The 15,570-nt window shown below is 46.2% G+C and carries 14 protein-coding genes; 11 read left to right on the top strand and 3 right to left on the bottom strand.

The window, feature by feature from the left end; all coding sequences use genetic code 11:
- The 8 genes from NWE96_09580 (at window position 1) to NWE96_09615 (ending at window position 10,030) form a co-directional block, all read left to right on the top strand.
- Window positions 1–1,236 carry an ABC transporter substrate-binding protein gene (locus NWE96_09580; GenBank protein MCW3984227.1) on the top strand — a complete coding sequence of 412 codons (1,236 nt, stop codon included), beginning with the start codon at window positions 1–3 and terminating at the stop codon, window positions 1,234–1,236.
- The gene (locus NWE96_09585; GenBank protein ID MCW3984228.1) at window positions 1,233–2,309 is read left to right on the top strand and encodes an iron ABC transporter permease; all 1,077 of its coding nucleotides are present in this window, start codon (window positions 1,233–1,235) and stop codon (window positions 2,307–2,309) included. Before NWE96_09580 ends, NWE96_09585 begins: the two co-directional genes overlap by 4 nt.
- Window positions 2,306–3,127 (top strand): ABC transporter ATP-binding protein, encoded by an 822-nt coding sequence (locus NWE96_09590; protein MCW3984229.1) that lies wholly within the window; start codon window positions 2,306–2,308, stop codon window positions 3,125–3,127. Before NWE96_09585 ends, NWE96_09590 begins: the two co-directional genes overlap by 4 nt.
- A 14-nt stretch (window positions 3,128–3,141) precedes the next feature.
- Entirely contained in the window at window positions 3,142–6,912 is a 3,771-nt protein-coding gene (cobN, locus tag NWE96_09595; protein MCW3984230.1) for a cobaltochelatase subunit CobN, read from the top strand.
- Window positions 6,909–7,676 carry an adenosylcobinamide amidohydrolase gene (locus tag NWE96_09600; GenBank protein MCW3984231.1) on the top strand — a complete coding sequence of 256 codons (768 nt, stop codon included), beginning with the start codon at window positions 6,909–6,911 and terminating at the stop codon, window positions 7,674–7,676. Before cobN ends, NWE96_09600 begins: the two co-directional genes overlap by 4 nt.
- Window positions 7,677–7,683: 7 nt before the next feature.
- Complete coding sequence (locus NWE96_09605) at window positions 7,684–8,547, top strand: ABC transporter ATP-binding protein (GenBank protein ID MCW3984232.1); 864 nt, start codon at window positions 7,684–7,686, stop codon at window positions 8,545–8,547.
- Window positions 8,547–9,299: an ABC transporter permease gene (locus tag NWE96_09610; protein MCW3984233.1), complete on the top strand. Its 753-nt coding sequence runs from the start codon at window positions 8,547–8,549 to the stop codon at window positions 9,297–9,299. The genes NWE96_09605 and NWE96_09610 overlap by 1 nt, the downstream gene beginning before the upstream one ends.
- 245 nt (window positions 9,300–9,544) lie before the next feature.
- A complete protein-coding gene (locus NWE96_09615) occupies window positions 9,545–10,030 on the top strand; it encodes a shikimate kinase (protein MCW3984234.1) in 486 nt (161 codons plus the stop codon).
- A gap of 35 nt (window positions 10,031–10,065) precedes the next feature.
- On the opposite strand, the gene NWE96_09620 is transcribed toward NWE96_09615, so the two are convergent.
- Both NWE96_09620 and NWE96_09625 read right to left on the bottom strand, forming a co-directional pair.
- Entirely contained in the window at window positions 10,066–11,340 is a 1,275-nt protein-coding gene (locus NWE96_09620; protein MCW3984235.1) for an alkaline phosphatase family protein, read from the bottom strand.
- Window positions 11,341–11,474: 134 nt separating this feature from the next.
- Complete coding sequence (locus tag NWE96_09625) at window positions 11,475–11,675, bottom strand: hypothetical protein (protein ID MCW3984236.1); 201 nt, start codon at window positions 11,673–11,675, stop codon at window positions 11,475–11,477.
- A gap of 97 nt (window positions 11,676–11,772) precedes the next feature.
- On the opposite strand from NWE96_09625, the gene NWE96_09630 reads away from it, so the two are divergent.
- Window positions 11,773–12,087: a hypothetical protein gene (locus NWE96_09630; protein MCW3984237.1), complete on the top strand. Its 315-nt coding sequence runs from the start codon at window positions 11,773–11,775 to the stop codon at window positions 12,085–12,087.
- Between the two features lie 2 nt (window positions 12,088–12,089).
- Window positions 12,090–13,139, top strand: coding sequence for a V-type ATPase subunit (locus NWE96_09635; protein MCW3984238.1), 1,050 nt, complete (start codon window positions 12,090–12,092; stop codon window positions 13,137–13,139).
- Here the strand turns inward: NWE96_09635 and NWE96_09640 are convergent.
- Complete coding sequence (locus NWE96_09640; protein ID MCW3984239.1) at window positions 13,117–15,204, bottom strand: hypothetical protein; 2,088 nt, start codon at window positions 15,202–15,204, stop codon at window positions 13,117–13,119. The two genes, NWE96_09635 and NWE96_09640, sit on opposite strands and share 23 nt — an antisense overlap.
- A 56-nt stretch (window positions 15,205–15,260) precedes the next feature.
- Between NWE96_09640 and NWE96_09645 the strand changes: the two genes are divergently transcribed.
- Complete coding sequence (locus NWE96_09645; GenBank protein MCW3984240.1) at window positions 15,261–15,569, top strand: V-type ATP synthase subunit F; 309 nt, start codon at window positions 15,261–15,263, stop codon at window positions 15,567–15,569.
- Window position 15,570 lies beyond the last annotated feature (1 nt).

Raw genomic sequence — 15,570 nt, forward strand, 5'->3', positions numbered from 1 at the left:
TTGAAGAATACAACAATTATAGCTGCAACCTTCATTGTTGGAATAATAATCATTGCATCCATCTATGGCGTTTACAGTCTATACAGTCCAACTTCCTCTTCCTCATCGACTTCCAACCCCACAGTTAATCCAACTGCTTCTCCGACAGCCACTGAATCACCCACCTCAACGGCGACTATCAAACCAACAACTAAACCCACAACATCATCCAACACACAAACCAGTTCAACCAGTTCCACGCCAACTCCAACTCCTGCTCCAACCGAAGTAACAGTTACCGACGGCGCAGGAAACACCATGACTATACCTCTCCCAGTAACCAGAATAGCTGCTCTTGACGGCGGCATAGCAGAGATTCTATGTGCCATGGGCTGCCGAGATTTAATTGTTGGGCGTACGGATAGTTGCACGATGCCCCCGTCAATTCTAAGTGTTAAATCATATGGGGAAAATGATTATGCACCAAACGTAGAAGCCCTGATAACACTTGACCCAGACGTCATATTTGCCAGTTCAATGCTACCATACAACCCCACTGCTTATCAGCAACTCAAGAATGCAGGCATCCCCGTCTACATCATCGACACAACCACACCCGAACCGACAAATCCTTCAAAGTTAACCAAAGATGAACTCTACGCGCTAAGCACCCCTATAGATTTCACGTGCGGCTTAATGCAGAACTTTACCAAAATCGTCGGTCACCAAACTGAAGTAGACTCATACGTTAAATGGGCGCAAAACTACAACAAAATCGTTAAAGACCGCATATATGCTTTGACGCCTTCTCAGCAAGTTAAAACCTACCTTGAATGGTACGGTTACGGTCGAACTTTCGTTACGGCTAGTGTTTACCAAGCTGGCGGAATTAACATTGCTGAAAACCAAACAGTTTACTCCCCTACACTTAGCACTGAATTTATCGTTGAACAAAATCCTTCTGCGATAATCGTGCTTATCGCAAGTCCGTCACATAACATAAACGACTTTATCGCCGCAAGAAACGACGTGTTAAACAGAACCTCGCTTCAGAATGTTGATGCAGTTAAGTATGGCCGGGTCTACGTCTGCGACTTTTACGCCAGAAGCGGTGTACGATGCGTAATCGGCTACCTCTACTGGGCAAAGTGGCTTCAGCCAAGCCTATTCTCAGACATAGACCCAGCAATAGTGAATCAGGAGCTTAATCAAAAGTTTTTCGGAACCGCAATTGCAGGGACGTTTGCTTATCCATGACCACAAAAGCTGAACTGACAAAACTCTACAATAAAGGCAAGAAGCGCAAACTTCTTGCAATTTTCTCTGTTTTTATAGCAATAATCATAGTTGTGCTTATCGCGATTAGTTTCGGCGCGGGTTCACCTCGGCTACCCGAAGCTCTACAAGTCATTATTTCAAGGACTTTTCCATTCTTAAACCTCGATCCAGGGTCACCTTTAGCTCAAACTATAATCTGGGACATACGCTTTCCCCGCATCGTAATGGCTTTGATAGCTGGAGCAGGTCTCGCAGCTGCAGGAGTAACCATGCAAGGTGTCCTGCGCAACCCCCTTGTATCCTCTTATGTTTTGGGGATTTCTTCCGCAGCAGGTTTCGGCGCCGCTTTAGCCATAGTTTTCGGAATAGGAGTTGTTTCTTTTGTCGGTGGATACTTGGTTATCGGTAATGCTTTCATTTTCTGCTTGCTTGCCATGGTAATTGTTTATTCGATTGCTCGCTTAAGGGGAATGTCCTCGGAAACGGTGATCTTGGCAGGGGTCGCTGTTGGTTTCCTCTTTTCTGCCCTCTTATCTTTGATTCAGTATATATCACCCGATAATAACGCGGTAACCGCGATAGTTTTCTGGCTTTTAGGCGGCCTCTACACGGCGACATGGGAAAAAATCCTGATCTGTCTGCCTATAGTTTCGGTGACGATGATTTTGATGATGACTCAATCTTGGAACATCAACATTATGAGCATGGGTGAAGATGTGGCAACAAGTTTAGGCGTCAACTCTAAACGCGTCCTAACCGTAAACATGCTGCTAGAAACCATCGCGACCGCCAGTATAATCGCCTTCACAGGAATCATAGGTTTTGTGGATTTAATAGCCCCACACATCGCACGTATGCTGCTGGGTAGTGACCACCGATACCTTATCCCTTGCAGTATCGGCATGGGTGCCTTGATGCTTCTGGCATCCGACACAGTGGCGCGGCTGATCATTATGCCCACTGAGCTTCCTGTGGGTATTTTAACGTCTCTATTGGGTGTCCCGTTCTTCATTTACCTTTTAGTGAGTAAACGGAGGAGATCATTCGGATGAAATTATGCATAAACAAACTAACCTTTAGCTATGGTCCAATCTCTATCCTCAAGGATGTTGAATTCGAAGTCGGATTAGGCGAGGTGCTCAGCATCGTTGGTCCCAACGGTTCAGGCAAAAGCACCTTGTTAAAATGCATCAACCGAATCCTAAAAACCAAACATAACACCGTGCTCGTTGACGATCAAGACACCTGCAAAATGAACCTCAAAGAGCTATCTATGCTTATGGGGTATGTGCCCCAGAGTTCCTCAAGCACGTTTCCCTTCACCGTTTTCGACGTCGTTTTGATGGGAAGAAAACCCTACATACACTGGAACATAAGTGAACGGGACAATGAAATCGTTGCTGAGATGCTGGATTACCTCGGTATCGGTCACCTTGGGATGCGTCATTTCAACGAGCTCAGCGGTGGTGAACAGCAGAAAGTCATTATTGCTCGTGCTTTAGCTCAGCAGCCTAAACTCATGTTACTCGATGAACCTACCAGTTCGCTTGACATTAAGCATCAGTTGGAGATTCTCTGTATGCTTAAGAGTTTAGCGAAGAGTAAGGAGCGTTCTGTTATTGTTTCTATGCATGACTTGAATTTGGCAAGCAGGTTTTCTGATCGTATGCTTATGCTAAAAAACGGCTGCGTATACGCCTTGGGCACCCCTGAAGAGGTTTTAACCGAGAAAAATATCGAAGCCGTGTACGGAATTAAGGTGAATGTTTCAAGCTCTTTTGTAGGTAAACCCCAAGTTACTCCAGTGATAAACGAAGTTGACTTTTTCTCAAACACAAAACTAACGCCAGTGTTAGAACAAAAAATTTGACGAGGAAAACACCTATGCCGAAAACAAAAATCGCAATCGTAACAACCATCCCCACTGACGCCATACCCGCCATAGAAGCAGCAAAAACAATTAACAAAAAAAACCCCAACACCATCGAACTTTGTCTGCGCACTGGCGGAGACTTCCGAGACTTTGGCACATTAGACGAATTCATAAACTTCGCAAAGACCGCACACATTGTGATTGTCCACTTGATGGGTGACTTGCCAGAGTTAGAAAAGCTGGTTGAAGCACTAAAAACCGCCAAGGTGCCGCTTATGGTTTCCGCTTCGTTTTTCGGCGCCAAAGACTACAACAAGTACTCCACGGTGGAAGCGGAGGACCGCAAAAAAATCTTTTTCTACCTCAACTACGGCGGAAAAAAGAACTTCACAAACCTCATGTATTTCCTCATGAGCCGCTTCACAGGCGCCAGTCACGACTTTGAGGAACCGACCAAGCCGCTGTGGGAAGGCATCTACCACCCAGGTTTCTCCCACCTCCCAACACTTACAGAATATATTGAAAAGAAATTTGATCCTAAACGGGTAACCGTGGGCTTATGGTTCCACCAAAGCCACTGGCAAGGCGGCAACACAAGCTTCATCGACCACACCATACGCGAAATCGAAGCTCAAGGTGCAAACGTTTTGCCTGTGTTTTTCAGCGGTTCAAAAAACCCCAAACTCGGCATTAACGGTTTAGAATGGGTTATTGACAATTTCTTCCTAAAAGACGGCAAACCCATCATCGACGTCGTGGTGAGCTTGTTTTCTTTCTCTTTTTCCACTTGTCTCTCTGGCGCAGACGCATCTTTAGTCCTCAAAAAACTCAACGTACCCATAATCAAAGCCATCCTCACTTGCAACACTGCTGAAGAATGGCGGGACTCAATTCAAGGCTTAAGCGTAATGGACATACCTGCCAACATCGCGATGCCTGAATTCGACGGCGCCCTGATTACTGTGCCCATTGCGGCTATGGATTGCTGCCAATTTAATTCCACTACAGGAACGCGACTAATCAAGTATGAACCCATTGCTGAGCGCACCCAGAAACTGGTCAGTTTAGCCATTAACTGGGGTAAACTGCGGCGTCTACCTAACAGCGAAAAAAAAGTAGCCATAATCTTCCACAACTATCCTCCAAGAAATGACACGATAGGGCATGCGTTTGGATTGGATTCTTCTGCTTCTGTTATGAACATTCTTGAGGCATTGAAGAAAGAAGGGTATATGCTTGATTTTATGCCCGAGAGCAGCCAGAAGCTAATGGACACCATAATCAACGGGTTAACCAACGACCGTCGATGGGCAAGCCCTCAAGAACTCTCAGACCGCGCCTTAGACAAAATCCCAAGCGAAGAGTACGCGAAATGGTTCGATGAGTTACCCTTAGATGTCTCGGACAAGATGGATCAGGACTGGGGGGTGCATCCAGGCAAACTTTTCGTCTTCAACGGCAAATTGCTTGTCGCTGGAATAATAAACGGCAACGTCTTCATCGGGATGCAACCGCCACGTGGGTTCATGGAAACCTCCGCTTCAAGCCTCTATCATAGCCCAGACATATCAATGCCCCACCATTACCACGCCTACTACCGCTGGATACGTGACGTATTCAAAGCCAACGTTATCATGCACATCGGCACACATGGCACCCAGGAGTGGTTGCCTGGTAAATCTGTAGGTTTATCGCGTAGCTGCCAATCCGACATAACCATCGCAGACATGCCAAACATTTACCCTTATGTGCAAACAAACCCCGGCGAGGGCACTCAAGCTAAACGTCGAGGCTACTGCTGTATCATAGAGTACTTGGTTCCCGCTATGCATAACGCTGACTCCTACGAGGAGCTCGCTAAACTTGAAGTTCAACTGCAAGAGTACTATCACGCTAAAACGGTTGACCCAGATAAAGTAGCTGTTCTGCAAAAGTTAATCTGGGAAAACGTGGTTCAAGCAAAACTGGACCAAGACTTAACAGTAACCCAAGAAACAGCATATGCAGATTTTGACTCTTTTTTAGAGAAACTCCACGCATACATCAACGAGTTATCTGACGCGCAAATTCGTGACGGCCTCCACATCTTAGGCGAAGCCCCTACTGGTCTCCGCTTAGATGAATTCCTATTTACGTTGACACGGTTAAGCAACGGGTCTGTGCCTTCGCTTCGAGAGGCGCTTGCGGAGTTGAAAGGCTACGACTACGAAGACCTGCTTGTACATAGAGGCAAACTCAACAGCGACGGGAAAACTAACGGCGACCGACTCAAAGAACTAAACGCATTGGCTCTTGAGCTTATTCGGAGGTTTCATGCTGAAAACTTTAACACTCAAAACATCCAAAAAATCATCATTGAAGTTCTCGGCAAAGACAGCTTCAAAATCCACAAATGCCTCTCATACGTCGGACTCTTTCTGGTTCCAGCCCTTAACGCTACTTCAGACGAATTAACAAACACTATCTCAGCTTCTTCAGCTCACTACGTACCGCCTGGGCCTTCTGGTTCAGTCACGCGAGGTATGGCGGATATTTTGCCGACAGGCCGAAACTTTTACTCCGTAGACCCACGGGCAGTTCCCACCCCTGCATCTTGGGAGGTAGGAGTAGCCTTAGCAAACGCGTTGATTGAACGCTACCAAAAAGAAGAAGGCAAGTGCCCTGAGAACGTGGGCATCGTGATCTGGGCAACTGATACTATGAAAACCAAAGGCGACGACATCGCAGAGATCCTCTATTTGATGGGCACTAAACCTGTTTGGGAAGGCTCCAGTGGCCGTGTCGTCGGCGTCGAAGTTATTCCAATTGAAAAGTTGAATCGCCCCCGAATCGACGTTACTGTACGTATAAGCGGGCTTTTCCGTGACACCTTCCCCAACGTTGTTCATCTCATCGACGATGCTGTCAGGTTAGTTGCAAGCCTAAAAGAGCCCTCCGAACAGAACTTTATAGCAAAACACGTAGAGACAGAAGTCAACGAACGCGCCGCAGAAGCCATAGATCCCGCTAAACTTCGTGAGGAGGCCTGCTACAGAATCTTCGGTGACCGCCCCGGCGCTTACGGTTGTGGGGTCAGTGAAGCTGTAGATTCGAAGAATTGGAAGGAGCAAAAAGACCTAAGCGACATTTACGTCAACTGGGGAAGCTACGCCTATACGCGCAAAACTTACGGCCTTCAAGTGCCAAAGAAGTTCGAGCGTAGATTAAGCAAAATCAACGTAACCGTAAAAAACCAAGATTCACGTGAATATGACATTCTAGACGGGGACGACTGGTACGACGCACATGGCGGAATGATTAACGCCGTAAAAGTCATCGGAGGAAAAGCTCCCCGCTCTTACTGCGGCGACAGCTCTGACCCCCGCCGAGTCAAGGTCAGAAGCACCGCGGAGGAAACCTGCCACGTTTTCCGTAGCCGTCTCCTCAATCCTAAATACATCGAAAGCATGAAGCGGCATGGCTACCAAGGCGCTGCGGACTTGTCTAGAAATGTGGATTTTGTTTTCGGTTGGGATGCCACCGTCGAGGTTGTTGAGGACTGGATGTATGAGGCTTTGGCTAATAAATACGTGTTAGACAAGGCGATGCAAGAGTGGCTCAAAGACGTGAATCCTCATGCCCTTCAGAACATGGTGGAGCGGCTTTTGGAAGCTATTGAACGCGATATGTGGCAAGCGTCTAAGGAAATGAAAACTGAGCTTCAGAAGCTCTATCTAAACGTGGAAGGCTTGCTTGAGGACGCTAACGAAAAAGTAAACAACCAAAAGGAGAAGAAACAATGATTCAAGCTGTAACGAAATTTAAAGAAAACAAGTTGAACCTAAAACTAAAAGAAGCCAACGCAAGAGTAGTTTACCACAAATACGACGGCACACAGCTAAACACTACCCTTGTTTCTTTTAGCGAAAAAAGACGTGTACTCTCAACGTTAGACGGTATAAAACGCGTAAACAACGTTGCCAACGTGTTTGTCCCAGACCCCTTATCAGGTAACATAATGACGCTGCAGAAGTATGCCCAGTTCGTAAAGCGCCTACCTGCCACCTTAGGTCTCCGTCTCAGCAATCTAACTTTCATGAGCACCGCAGTTAACATGGAAAAAGTAGCCTTCTGTGAAAAAACATACGAAGACTTTCATGTCTGCTGCATAGCAACAGGTGGTGCAAGAAACAATGCTCTTCGCATGGGTGTAGATGAAGGGCAATGGGTCGAGAGGGCAACTGGTTTTCAGCCTAAACTTGGAACAATCAACATCATTCTTCTGACCAATGTCACTTTGACTTGGGGCGCCATGGCGAGAGCCATAATGACAGCTACTGAAGCCAAAACCGCAGCACTTCAAGATCTAGACTACCGAAGCACTCCCACGCCTCAGGTTCAGGCAACGGGCACAGGAACAGACAACATGATCGTTGTCTCCGGCGTAAACCCCAACATAGTCATCAGTCACACTGGTGGACACACCAAAATGGGTGAATTAATCGGTTTCACAGCAAAACAGGCTGTGACAGAAGCCCTAAAGAAACACGACAATCCAGAGGAGTAACATAGCGTTGAACAATTTTATCTACACAGAAAATTTAACCAAAAGCTACGGCAACATCAAAGCAATCGACAATTTAGATTTGCAAGTTGAGCGGGGCGAAATTTTCGGTTTCCTTGGACCTAACGGTGCAGGAAAAACCACCACCATCCGCGTTTTGACCACCCTTACGCGCCCTGACAGTGGTTTTGCATCTGTGGACGGGTTCGACGTGAGGACTGAGCCTGCAAAAGTAAAGAAAGTCATAGGGGTAGTGCAGCAGCATCTAAGTTTAGACCGTGACCTTTCGATTCGGGAAAACATGGAATTCCACGCTCGAATACACCACCTTGAATCTTCGAAACGCAAAAAACGCATAGCTGAATTGCTTGAATACGTTGAACTCACCGAATACGCTGACAAAATGGTGGACACTCTCTCAGGAGGCATGAAAAAGAAAGCCGCTATCGTCTGCAGCTTGCTACATGAACCTAAACTGTTGTTCTTAGACGAACCAACCGTAGGTTTAGACGCCCAAGCCCGCCGCCGCCTCTGGGACTTTATGCGCCGTTTAAACAGTGACGGCACAACAATTTTTCTTACAACCCACTACATCGAAGAAGCAGAGGTTCTATGTAACCGTGTTGGAATCATGCATCACGGGCACCTAATCACTGTAGGTAAACCAACAGAGCTTCGAAAAAAGCTGGGTGCCGTAGCAGTTGAAACGTTAGTCAACAATAAAGAAACCCGCTGTGAATTCTTCCAAGACCGAGAAACCGCCAACAACTACGTTCAAAAGTTACCCCCCGATGCAGCCACAGTAATCATCCGTGACACAAATCTTGAAGATGTCTTTATTGAGCGAACAGGTGAAAAGGTGGGGGGCTCTTGATGATTACCAATTTCTTCAGCGACGTATACGCTGTTCTCTGGGTAGACCTCCGTAATATGCGCCGCCACTGGAAATCAACCATCGCAACCAGTTTGGTGTTGCCGCTTTTGTATTTGGTTGCTTTCGGGTACGGGTTAGGTCAAGGCGTCAACGTTGACGGCGTATCTTACCTTGCTTTCGTCATCCCCGGTATAGTTGCGTTAACAGCGTTTTCGATTAGTTTTAACGGTGCTGCATCTAAGCTTCAGGTTGACAAGTTCTTCTACAAGAGCTTCGATGAGTTGTTGATGTCTCCTGTAAGTTCCTCCTCAATCGTCATCGGAAAAGCCCTAATAGGTGTACTTAGAGGCTTGATTAGTGCACTTGCCATATTCGCAGTCGGTTTCGCTCTCGCTCCAACATTGCAGGTAAGCCCATTGTTCTTTCTGATGCTGCTGTTGTCCTGTTTTGTGTTCGCATTATTCGGTGTACTCATAGCGTTCATTATCAATTCCCATCAGGGCATGAGCACCTTTAGCACAGTGGTGATTTTACCCATGACTTTCTTGTGCGGCACCTTCTTCTCGCTAAGTCAACTGCCCGACGTAGCCAAAGCCGCCCTCTATTTTCTACCCCTAACCCACGCAAGCAACCTACTGCGTGCAACAGTTCTGGGTTACTCTTTTCCATGGATCTCCCTTGTGGGGTTGGTTGCTTTCGGATGTGTCTTCTTCGCGGGATGCATGTTGGCTCTGAAAAGATCCAGTGTATGAAAAGTTGATGAGATGATGAAAAGTGTAAAGTGGTTAAATGAGAAACCAACTAACGCCATCAGCATAAAAAAACAAAAGCCCTCTTCAATCTTTTGTTCTTTATATAAGGGAGGGGGGGTAGCTGCTGAGACGTCGCGTGATTCCAGCAGGTGCGGATACGGAAGCGTATGCGGTTGGTGATCTGTCCGTAAAAAGAAAATAACCTCTAACCACAATATGATGTTATGAACGTTACCTTGATTGGAATGTCTGGTGTAGGGAAAAGTCGTATAGGGCTGCTTTTGGCTGAAAGGTTGAATTACCGTTTCATCGACGTGGATAGAATAATCGAGGAAGCAAAAAACATGCGTTTGCAGGATTTGGTTGATTGTTTGGGTGATGAGCGGTTCTTGGAGTTAGAAGAGAACACTGTACTGAGCTTAGAAGGGGTTAAAAATTCAGTTATCGCTTCTGGCGGCAGCTCGGTTTATTCAGAGCGTTCTATGGCTTTTTTGAAGAGCATCTCTACGGTTGTGTTTTTGGATGCTTCTTTAGAGGAGATTAAGCGGCGCACTCCAGATTTTTCTGGCAGAGGCATCGTTGGCTTGAAGACGAAGGGTTTGGAGCAGGTTTTTTTGGAGCGCCAACCGCTTTATCGAAAGCATGCAGACATAACGGTGGATGTGTCTGGAATCAGCGATGAGGCTGTGGCAGAAAAGGTTATCAAGGCTATTAGCAAAGTACCCAACTAACTTTTTGGGGTTAACTACAACAAAGCTCCTTCTCGTCATCTTTTTAGGTCGCACAGTTTGGCGATTGCAAACGGCACTACCATTTCTTCTTCACTTAAGCCGCCATGTTGACCCAAAAAATCGATTTTTCTCCCGTCAGGCCCCTCAAACCAAACCGCTTCTTTTTTGTAGGGGAGAATCAACAGGTTTCCTGCTCTTTCAATGAACTCTGGGTTTGCATCTCCCACGCCGAACAAGCCGTTTTGGATGGCTTCCTTTGTTTCTAAGATTTGGGCTTTTTTGCCTATTTTTTGCGATAGGGCTTGTTTTGTTTCGGCAAGTTTTTCATCTTTGATGTGGAGAAATATGTCTCGTGGACCGCCTGTGGGCAAAATCCTTTTTCGGTTTTTCCCAAATGCCCTGTTCAGCAACGGGGCTGCTTCTAAATTTTGGTACGTGGTCTGGTTTGGGTCAACTTGGACTGCGCCGTGATCAGCTGTTATTAGGATTAACGTTTCACTGGCAGATTCTGCGTTGATTTTCTCAACCAGCTCTTTTTGGAGCAGGTGACTGATTGATTGCAGTTCAGCGGTGAATTCTGCGCTTTGTGGACCATACTCATGAGAAATTGTGTCTAAAGTTTCTAGATGCACAAAAAAGTAGGCGCTGCCTTTGTTTTTCTCTATGTTTTTTCTTAATTTGACGATGGCGTCAGATGTTTTTAGGGTGGGAACGATTGTGCTGCCCTCGAAGACCAGTTTTGTACAGGCATTAGAGGCGTTGGAGGTATGCATGTGGGTGAAGGTTTGGATTCCTTCTTGGGTTAGCGTCTGCTGGATGTTTCTGCCCTTAAACATGATTTTCGGGTCGAATCCTTCTTCAACCAAGTTTCTTTTCTTTGCATCGATACGTTCGAATCGGAGTGCATTGACTACTCCGACTTCTTTTAGGTAAATGAAATACTCGAAAAGCCCATGTTCCTGTGGTGTTAACCCAGTGTTCAGGGTTGTTAGGGCGTTTGTGGTTTGGGAGGGGTAGACGCTTGTTAAAGGATAAACTTCGCCTTTGCTTGTGAGGTTGCTCAAAAAACGGTTTTGCTCGTGGTGTCTGAGGAATTGGTTGAATCCTAAACCGTCAACCACTATTAACGCTACTTTGTTAATGTTCTTGGAATTCATGTTTACTTTGTTTTTAAGCGGCGACTGGTATTTTTTTGGTTCAAATATGTTTAGGACTATTTTAGGTATGTTCAAAATGCAGTTCTTAGCATAGTTTGGGAATACAAAACCTGTCTCTTTGTTTTGCATGAACTCCGTTTGTAAGGTCAGCATCAAGTCGCCTGTATTGTTGAGGCTGTTGGTTTTACTGTTAATAAAGTTTGATTCAACGTGGATTAATATTCGGTTGAATGGGCAAGCTTATTTGAACACTATTGAATATTTGTTACTATACTTTGTGTAGTTTTCTATTCGAGTAGTCTCCATGGGTCCTCAACACCTAACCCATCATCCTTTTGCTGTGCCCTTGTAACCTGTTTTTGGGCTTTCTGAACAGATATCTTCACCAAAACGCCTTCGCTCAACTGCTCTGCTTGAACAAGGTCTCTGGGCAACGCCACCACAAGTTGATCGCCGACTCTTCTGGTCTTAACCAAATATTCACGCATAAGCTTCACTGCAGTTTTTTACGCACAGGGCATAAGCTTTAGAAACCAAAAATACTTTTAGACACATATCTAACCCTATATTGGCTGTGGATTTAGAATGCAGAAAGTGTGGGAAGAACTAAAAAACATCGAAGCCCAAGCTGAACAAATCCAAGCAGACGCCAAAGAGAAAGCCAAAAACATCACCGCTCAAGCCCAAAAAGACGCTGAAACGCTCTTAGCAAACAGCCGCACTTACGCCGCGGAGGAATCCCAGAAACGCTACGCAGCCGCCATCGAAGAAGCCAACCAAACCCGCCTCAAACTGCTGGAAAAAACTGACCAAGAGTCAGCTACACTAAAAGTCAAAGCCGAAAAACGCATGGATAAAGCCGTTAAAGCTGTTGTTGATGCGGTGCTAGAGGAAAACTAGATTTGCAGACAACCAAGTATGCTTTGGTTCTTCCAAAAATCGGCGCCGAGAGAAGCCTCTTTTTAGGTGAAAATAAAGTTAAAGCGTTAGCCGAAAGTAAAACGGTCGCTGACTTTGTCTCGCAGCTTCGGGACACGCCTTATCAGGAACAGATTTCGCGGTTATCTGCTCCGCTTTCTGGACGTAACCTTGAGCGTGCTTTCCGAGAGAATTTAATTGAGACTTACCTGAAAATCACAAAGTATGCTCCTGAACAAGCAAACCGCTACCTCAACGTGTATCTGTCGCGGTTTGAATCCGAAAACGTTAAAACCCTCATTAGAGCCGCCCACGCTAAGCTCCCGTCTGAGCAGCGGCTTGCAAGGCTTTACTTGCAAGTAGAGCGTTACTTTGACAATTTTGAGGTGGTGGAGGAAGCTGCCAAAGCATCCAGTATTGCGGGGGTTGTTCAAGCCTTTAAGGGCACAGAATATGAATCCGCTTTGAATCTGGGGTTTAAGAGCTTCCAAGAAACAGGCTCAACCACCACTATGGACGTTTTTGTTGACACTTTATTCTACGAAAAGCACTTTTCTGCGTATCAAAGTTTACCCCGAAGAGAGAAGCGCCACGCGTACTTTTACGCCAGCATCCAAAACGACAGCTTCATCCTGCTTACCTTGTTGAGAGGCAAAAACCTCAACTACGACCCCAACTGGCTAAGACTCGCGGTACCTCACTGCTTCTTTAATCTTGAAAAGAAACAAGTCGAATCCATCGTTTCTGCTTTAAACTTTGAAGCAGCCTACAAAATCGTTGAAGACAGTTACTACGCGAAATACTTTACGCGCAGAGAGACGCCTGAAGAAACAATCGCCCAAGCTGAAAAAGCCTTCCACACTGCGATGTTGGCGCGTGCAAAGAAAAGCAGAATTCGAGAAATCTTTAACATCGGTTCAACCTTGGCTTTCGTTACGCTCAAAGAAGCTGAAGTATACAATTTGACTGCGATTAGTTTAGGTGTGGATGGCGGCATGTCGCCTGAAGCGATTAAAGAGCGCCTTCTGTTTTAGGCGTTTTGTTGCTTGTTGGTTTTTTCAATGTTAAGGTGGTGTGGCTGAAGTTTTGTTTGAAGGGGTTAAATTCTGTGCCTGTTCCGCCGTAGAATTTGCTAAACCACTCGTAGAAGTGTAGTCTGAGGGTGTGGATGAAGACGATTAAGCCTTCCAATGCTATGATCGCGAGGTTACCGAAGACTATGACTACTCCTGCAATGATGAAGCCTATTGTTGTAGGCGAAGTGGGCGGGTTGATGAGTTCTGCAACGGTGTAGGTCACCAGCAACAGTGCCCAGTGAGCCATAAGCAACGCGAGTATGCGGCTGTAGGAGATTGTGTTACTGAGTAAGCGTGTCAAGAAGTCTCCGCCCTCAAAAAGCCTGCCTGTGAAGGTGTCTTGTTCGGCGTGTTCTCCTGCGTGTTGCGCGTGAGGTTTGCCCAATTCGGGCATTTTTGGTTTAGCCGCCATAAGCATCAGGGGTTTGCCTGCAACCATTATTATGAATGGAATTAGCGGGGCAAGTATGGGTCCGCTCAGCCAGAGGGCGAAATCGAGTCTGCAGGTGACGATTAGGTAGACGCCGCCGAGGTAGAACGCAATTTTGGGTAACGCGGTTAAGAAGGCGTCAGCGTAGTTGTGTTTGACGATGTAGTTTGCCATTTCTATGGCTATGCCGCTGACGATTTGCACTATGCCGATGCAGAGACTGAAAATGAGGAATTCAAACACCCCGTCTCCGTGGAAGGGGCTAAACCATAGTGGCCCCCACGTCGGGTTTAGTTTAGATAGTTCTATTCCAAAGAACTCGCCGAAAAGCAACCCTGCAACGCATGCAGCTGCACCGCAGGCCGCCATAATCCAGCAGACGTTTTTCATGCCTTGATTGCCTTTTATGAGGCTGCCCACGATTAAGCCGCCCAGTAACAGTACCAAGCCGTGGCCTAAATCGCCGAACATCAACCCGAAAAGAATCGGGAATGAGATTGCGATAAAGGGGGTGGGGTCTAATTCGTCGTATGTGGGTAATCCGTAGAGGCGGGTGATTACTTCAAAGGGTTTGACGAAGCGATTATGCATGATTTTGGTGGGTGGCGCTTCCAGGTCTTCGGCTGGGTCGTTAGCCAAAACCAGCGCTTTGCCCTCCATCTTTGCGTTGACGGTTTCGGTTAATTGTTTGAATTTGTCCTGAGGCACGTAGCCTTTGATGGTTGCCAATCGTCCTGACTGTAGAATCTTTTGTTCAGCGTTTAAGAGTACTAGTATGTTTTCGCAGGTTTCCTTCCAAGACGCCAGCTTGTCCTTGTTTTCTTCGCCAAGCTTTTTCAATTCATCTTGGATTTCCTTTTCTTTTTCGCTGTTCTCTTTAAGACGACGTTTTACCTCCTCTAAGGCTTCGCTGACATTCTGCGGCAACTCTGGGGGAATCTGAAAAGGTTCAGCATGATAAGTTCGCAGAATCCTTTCCACTTCCTCTTTATTTTTGGTTGGCGCCGCAACAATAAGGAAGCACTCGTCCTCGGTGAGGTGGCTTTGACGGATAAAGAGCGGTAAGCCTGTGATGGCTAGCTGGAATGGTTCGCAGTTTTTGATAGGCATGCTTGCGAAGACGACGTAGACAAGTTTCAGGTTCTCAACCGTTGCCATGTCAGCGCCTGCATTTTCCATGGCTGAGAGCATTTTTCTTAGGTGGTTTAGTTCTGCATTTTTTTCTTTGAGGGCATTTAACTGAGCGTTTTTTGTTTCGATTTCGCTTTTGAGGTTTAGAATGCTTTGGCTGGTGTCTTCTAAAAGTGACTGCCAATTATCCGCCGTCACGTTCACTTTGACGGGTTGGGTGGCTTTGAAAATGTCTAGAAAGCTGCCTTTTTCCACCACCAAAAGTTTAATCAGCCCTTCCACGTCGAGGAGCCGCTCTTGAACCTGCTGGATGTGTTGGTTATTTTCCGATAAGCTTGTGTTTTCTTGCGCCGAAGGTTCAATGTGGAATTCGCCGAAGGTGTTCAATGTTTCCAACATTGATTCGACATCTTTTTTGACACAGATAATAGATGCCGAAGTCATTCTTTCGGGTCGCAACATTTTTAACAGTTATTTTGAATTTGCTAACAAGCATTTAAAGTTATATTAGTGATGGCATGATTGGTTACGTGATAGGCGACGGCGACATAGTCACTGGCTTTAGGCTGGTCGGGGTCGATGGCGTTGAAGTTGCCTCCGTAGACGAAGCTAAACAAGCCCTATACAAAGCGTTGGCGTTAAGCGACGTCGGAATCATAGTCATCAGCCAAGCATACTCCACCGACCCAGCGATACGTGACCAAATCGACAAGGTCAGACAGGAACGCATAACCCCCCTCATCGTTGAACTCCCTGGAAGCCGAGGGCAATCAAAATACATTCCCATATCGAGCACCATCAGTAAAATCTTAGGTATCAAAATCTAGA

The sequence above is a fragment of the Candidatus Bathyarchaeota archaeon genome (assembly GCA_026014685.1).
Lineage (GTDB): Archaea > Thermoproteota > Bathyarchaeia > Bathyarchaeales > Bathycorpusculaceae > Bathycorpusculum.

What these genes read in the sequence shown, in the direction of transcription:
- NWE96_09585 (MCW3984228.1), top strand. Translation starts at nt 1,233, where the DNA reads ATGACCACAAAAGCTGAACTGACAAAACTCTACAATAAAGGCAAGAAG.
- NWE96_09590 (MCW3984229.1), top strand. Translation starts at nt 2,306, where the DNA reads ATGAAATTATGCATAAACAAACTAACCTTTAGCTATGGTCCAATCTCT.
- cobN (MCW3984230.1), top strand. Translation starts at nt 3,142, where the DNA reads ATGCCGAAAACAAAAATCGCAATCGTAACAACCATCCCCACTGACGCC.
- NWE96_09600 (MCW3984231.1), top strand. Translation starts at nt 6,909, where the DNA reads ATGATTCAAGCTGTAACGAAATTTAAAGAAAACAAGTTGAACCTAAAA.
- NWE96_09610 (MCW3984233.1), top strand. Translation starts at nt 8,547, where the DNA reads ATGATTACCAATTTCTTCAGCGACGTATACGCTGTTCTCTGGGTAGAC.
- NWE96_09615 (MCW3984234.1), top strand. Translation starts at nt 9,545, where the DNA reads ATGTCTGGTGTAGGGAAAAGTCGTATAGGGCTGCTTTTGGCTGAAAGG.
- NWE96_09620 (MCW3984235.1), bottom strand. Translation starts at nt 11,340, where the DNA reads ATGCTGACCTTACAAACGGAGTTCATGCAAAACAAAGAGACAGGTTTT.
- NWE96_09625 (MCW3984236.1), bottom strand. Translation starts at nt 11,675, where the DNA reads ATGCGTGAATATTTGGTTAAGACCAGAAGAGTCGGCGATCAACTTGTG.
- NWE96_09630 (MCW3984237.1), top strand. Translation starts at nt 11,773, where the DNA reads ATGCAGAAAGTGTGGGAAGAACTAAAAAACATCGAAGCCCAAGCTGAA.
- NWE96_09640 (MCW3984239.1), bottom strand. Translation starts at nt 15,204, where the DNA reads ATGTTGCGACCCGAAAGAATGACTTCGGCATCTATTATCTGTGTCAAA.
- NWE96_09645 (MCW3984240.1), top strand. Translation starts at nt 15,261, where the DNA reads ATGATTGGTTACGTGATAGGCGACGGCGACATAGTCACTGGCTTTAGG.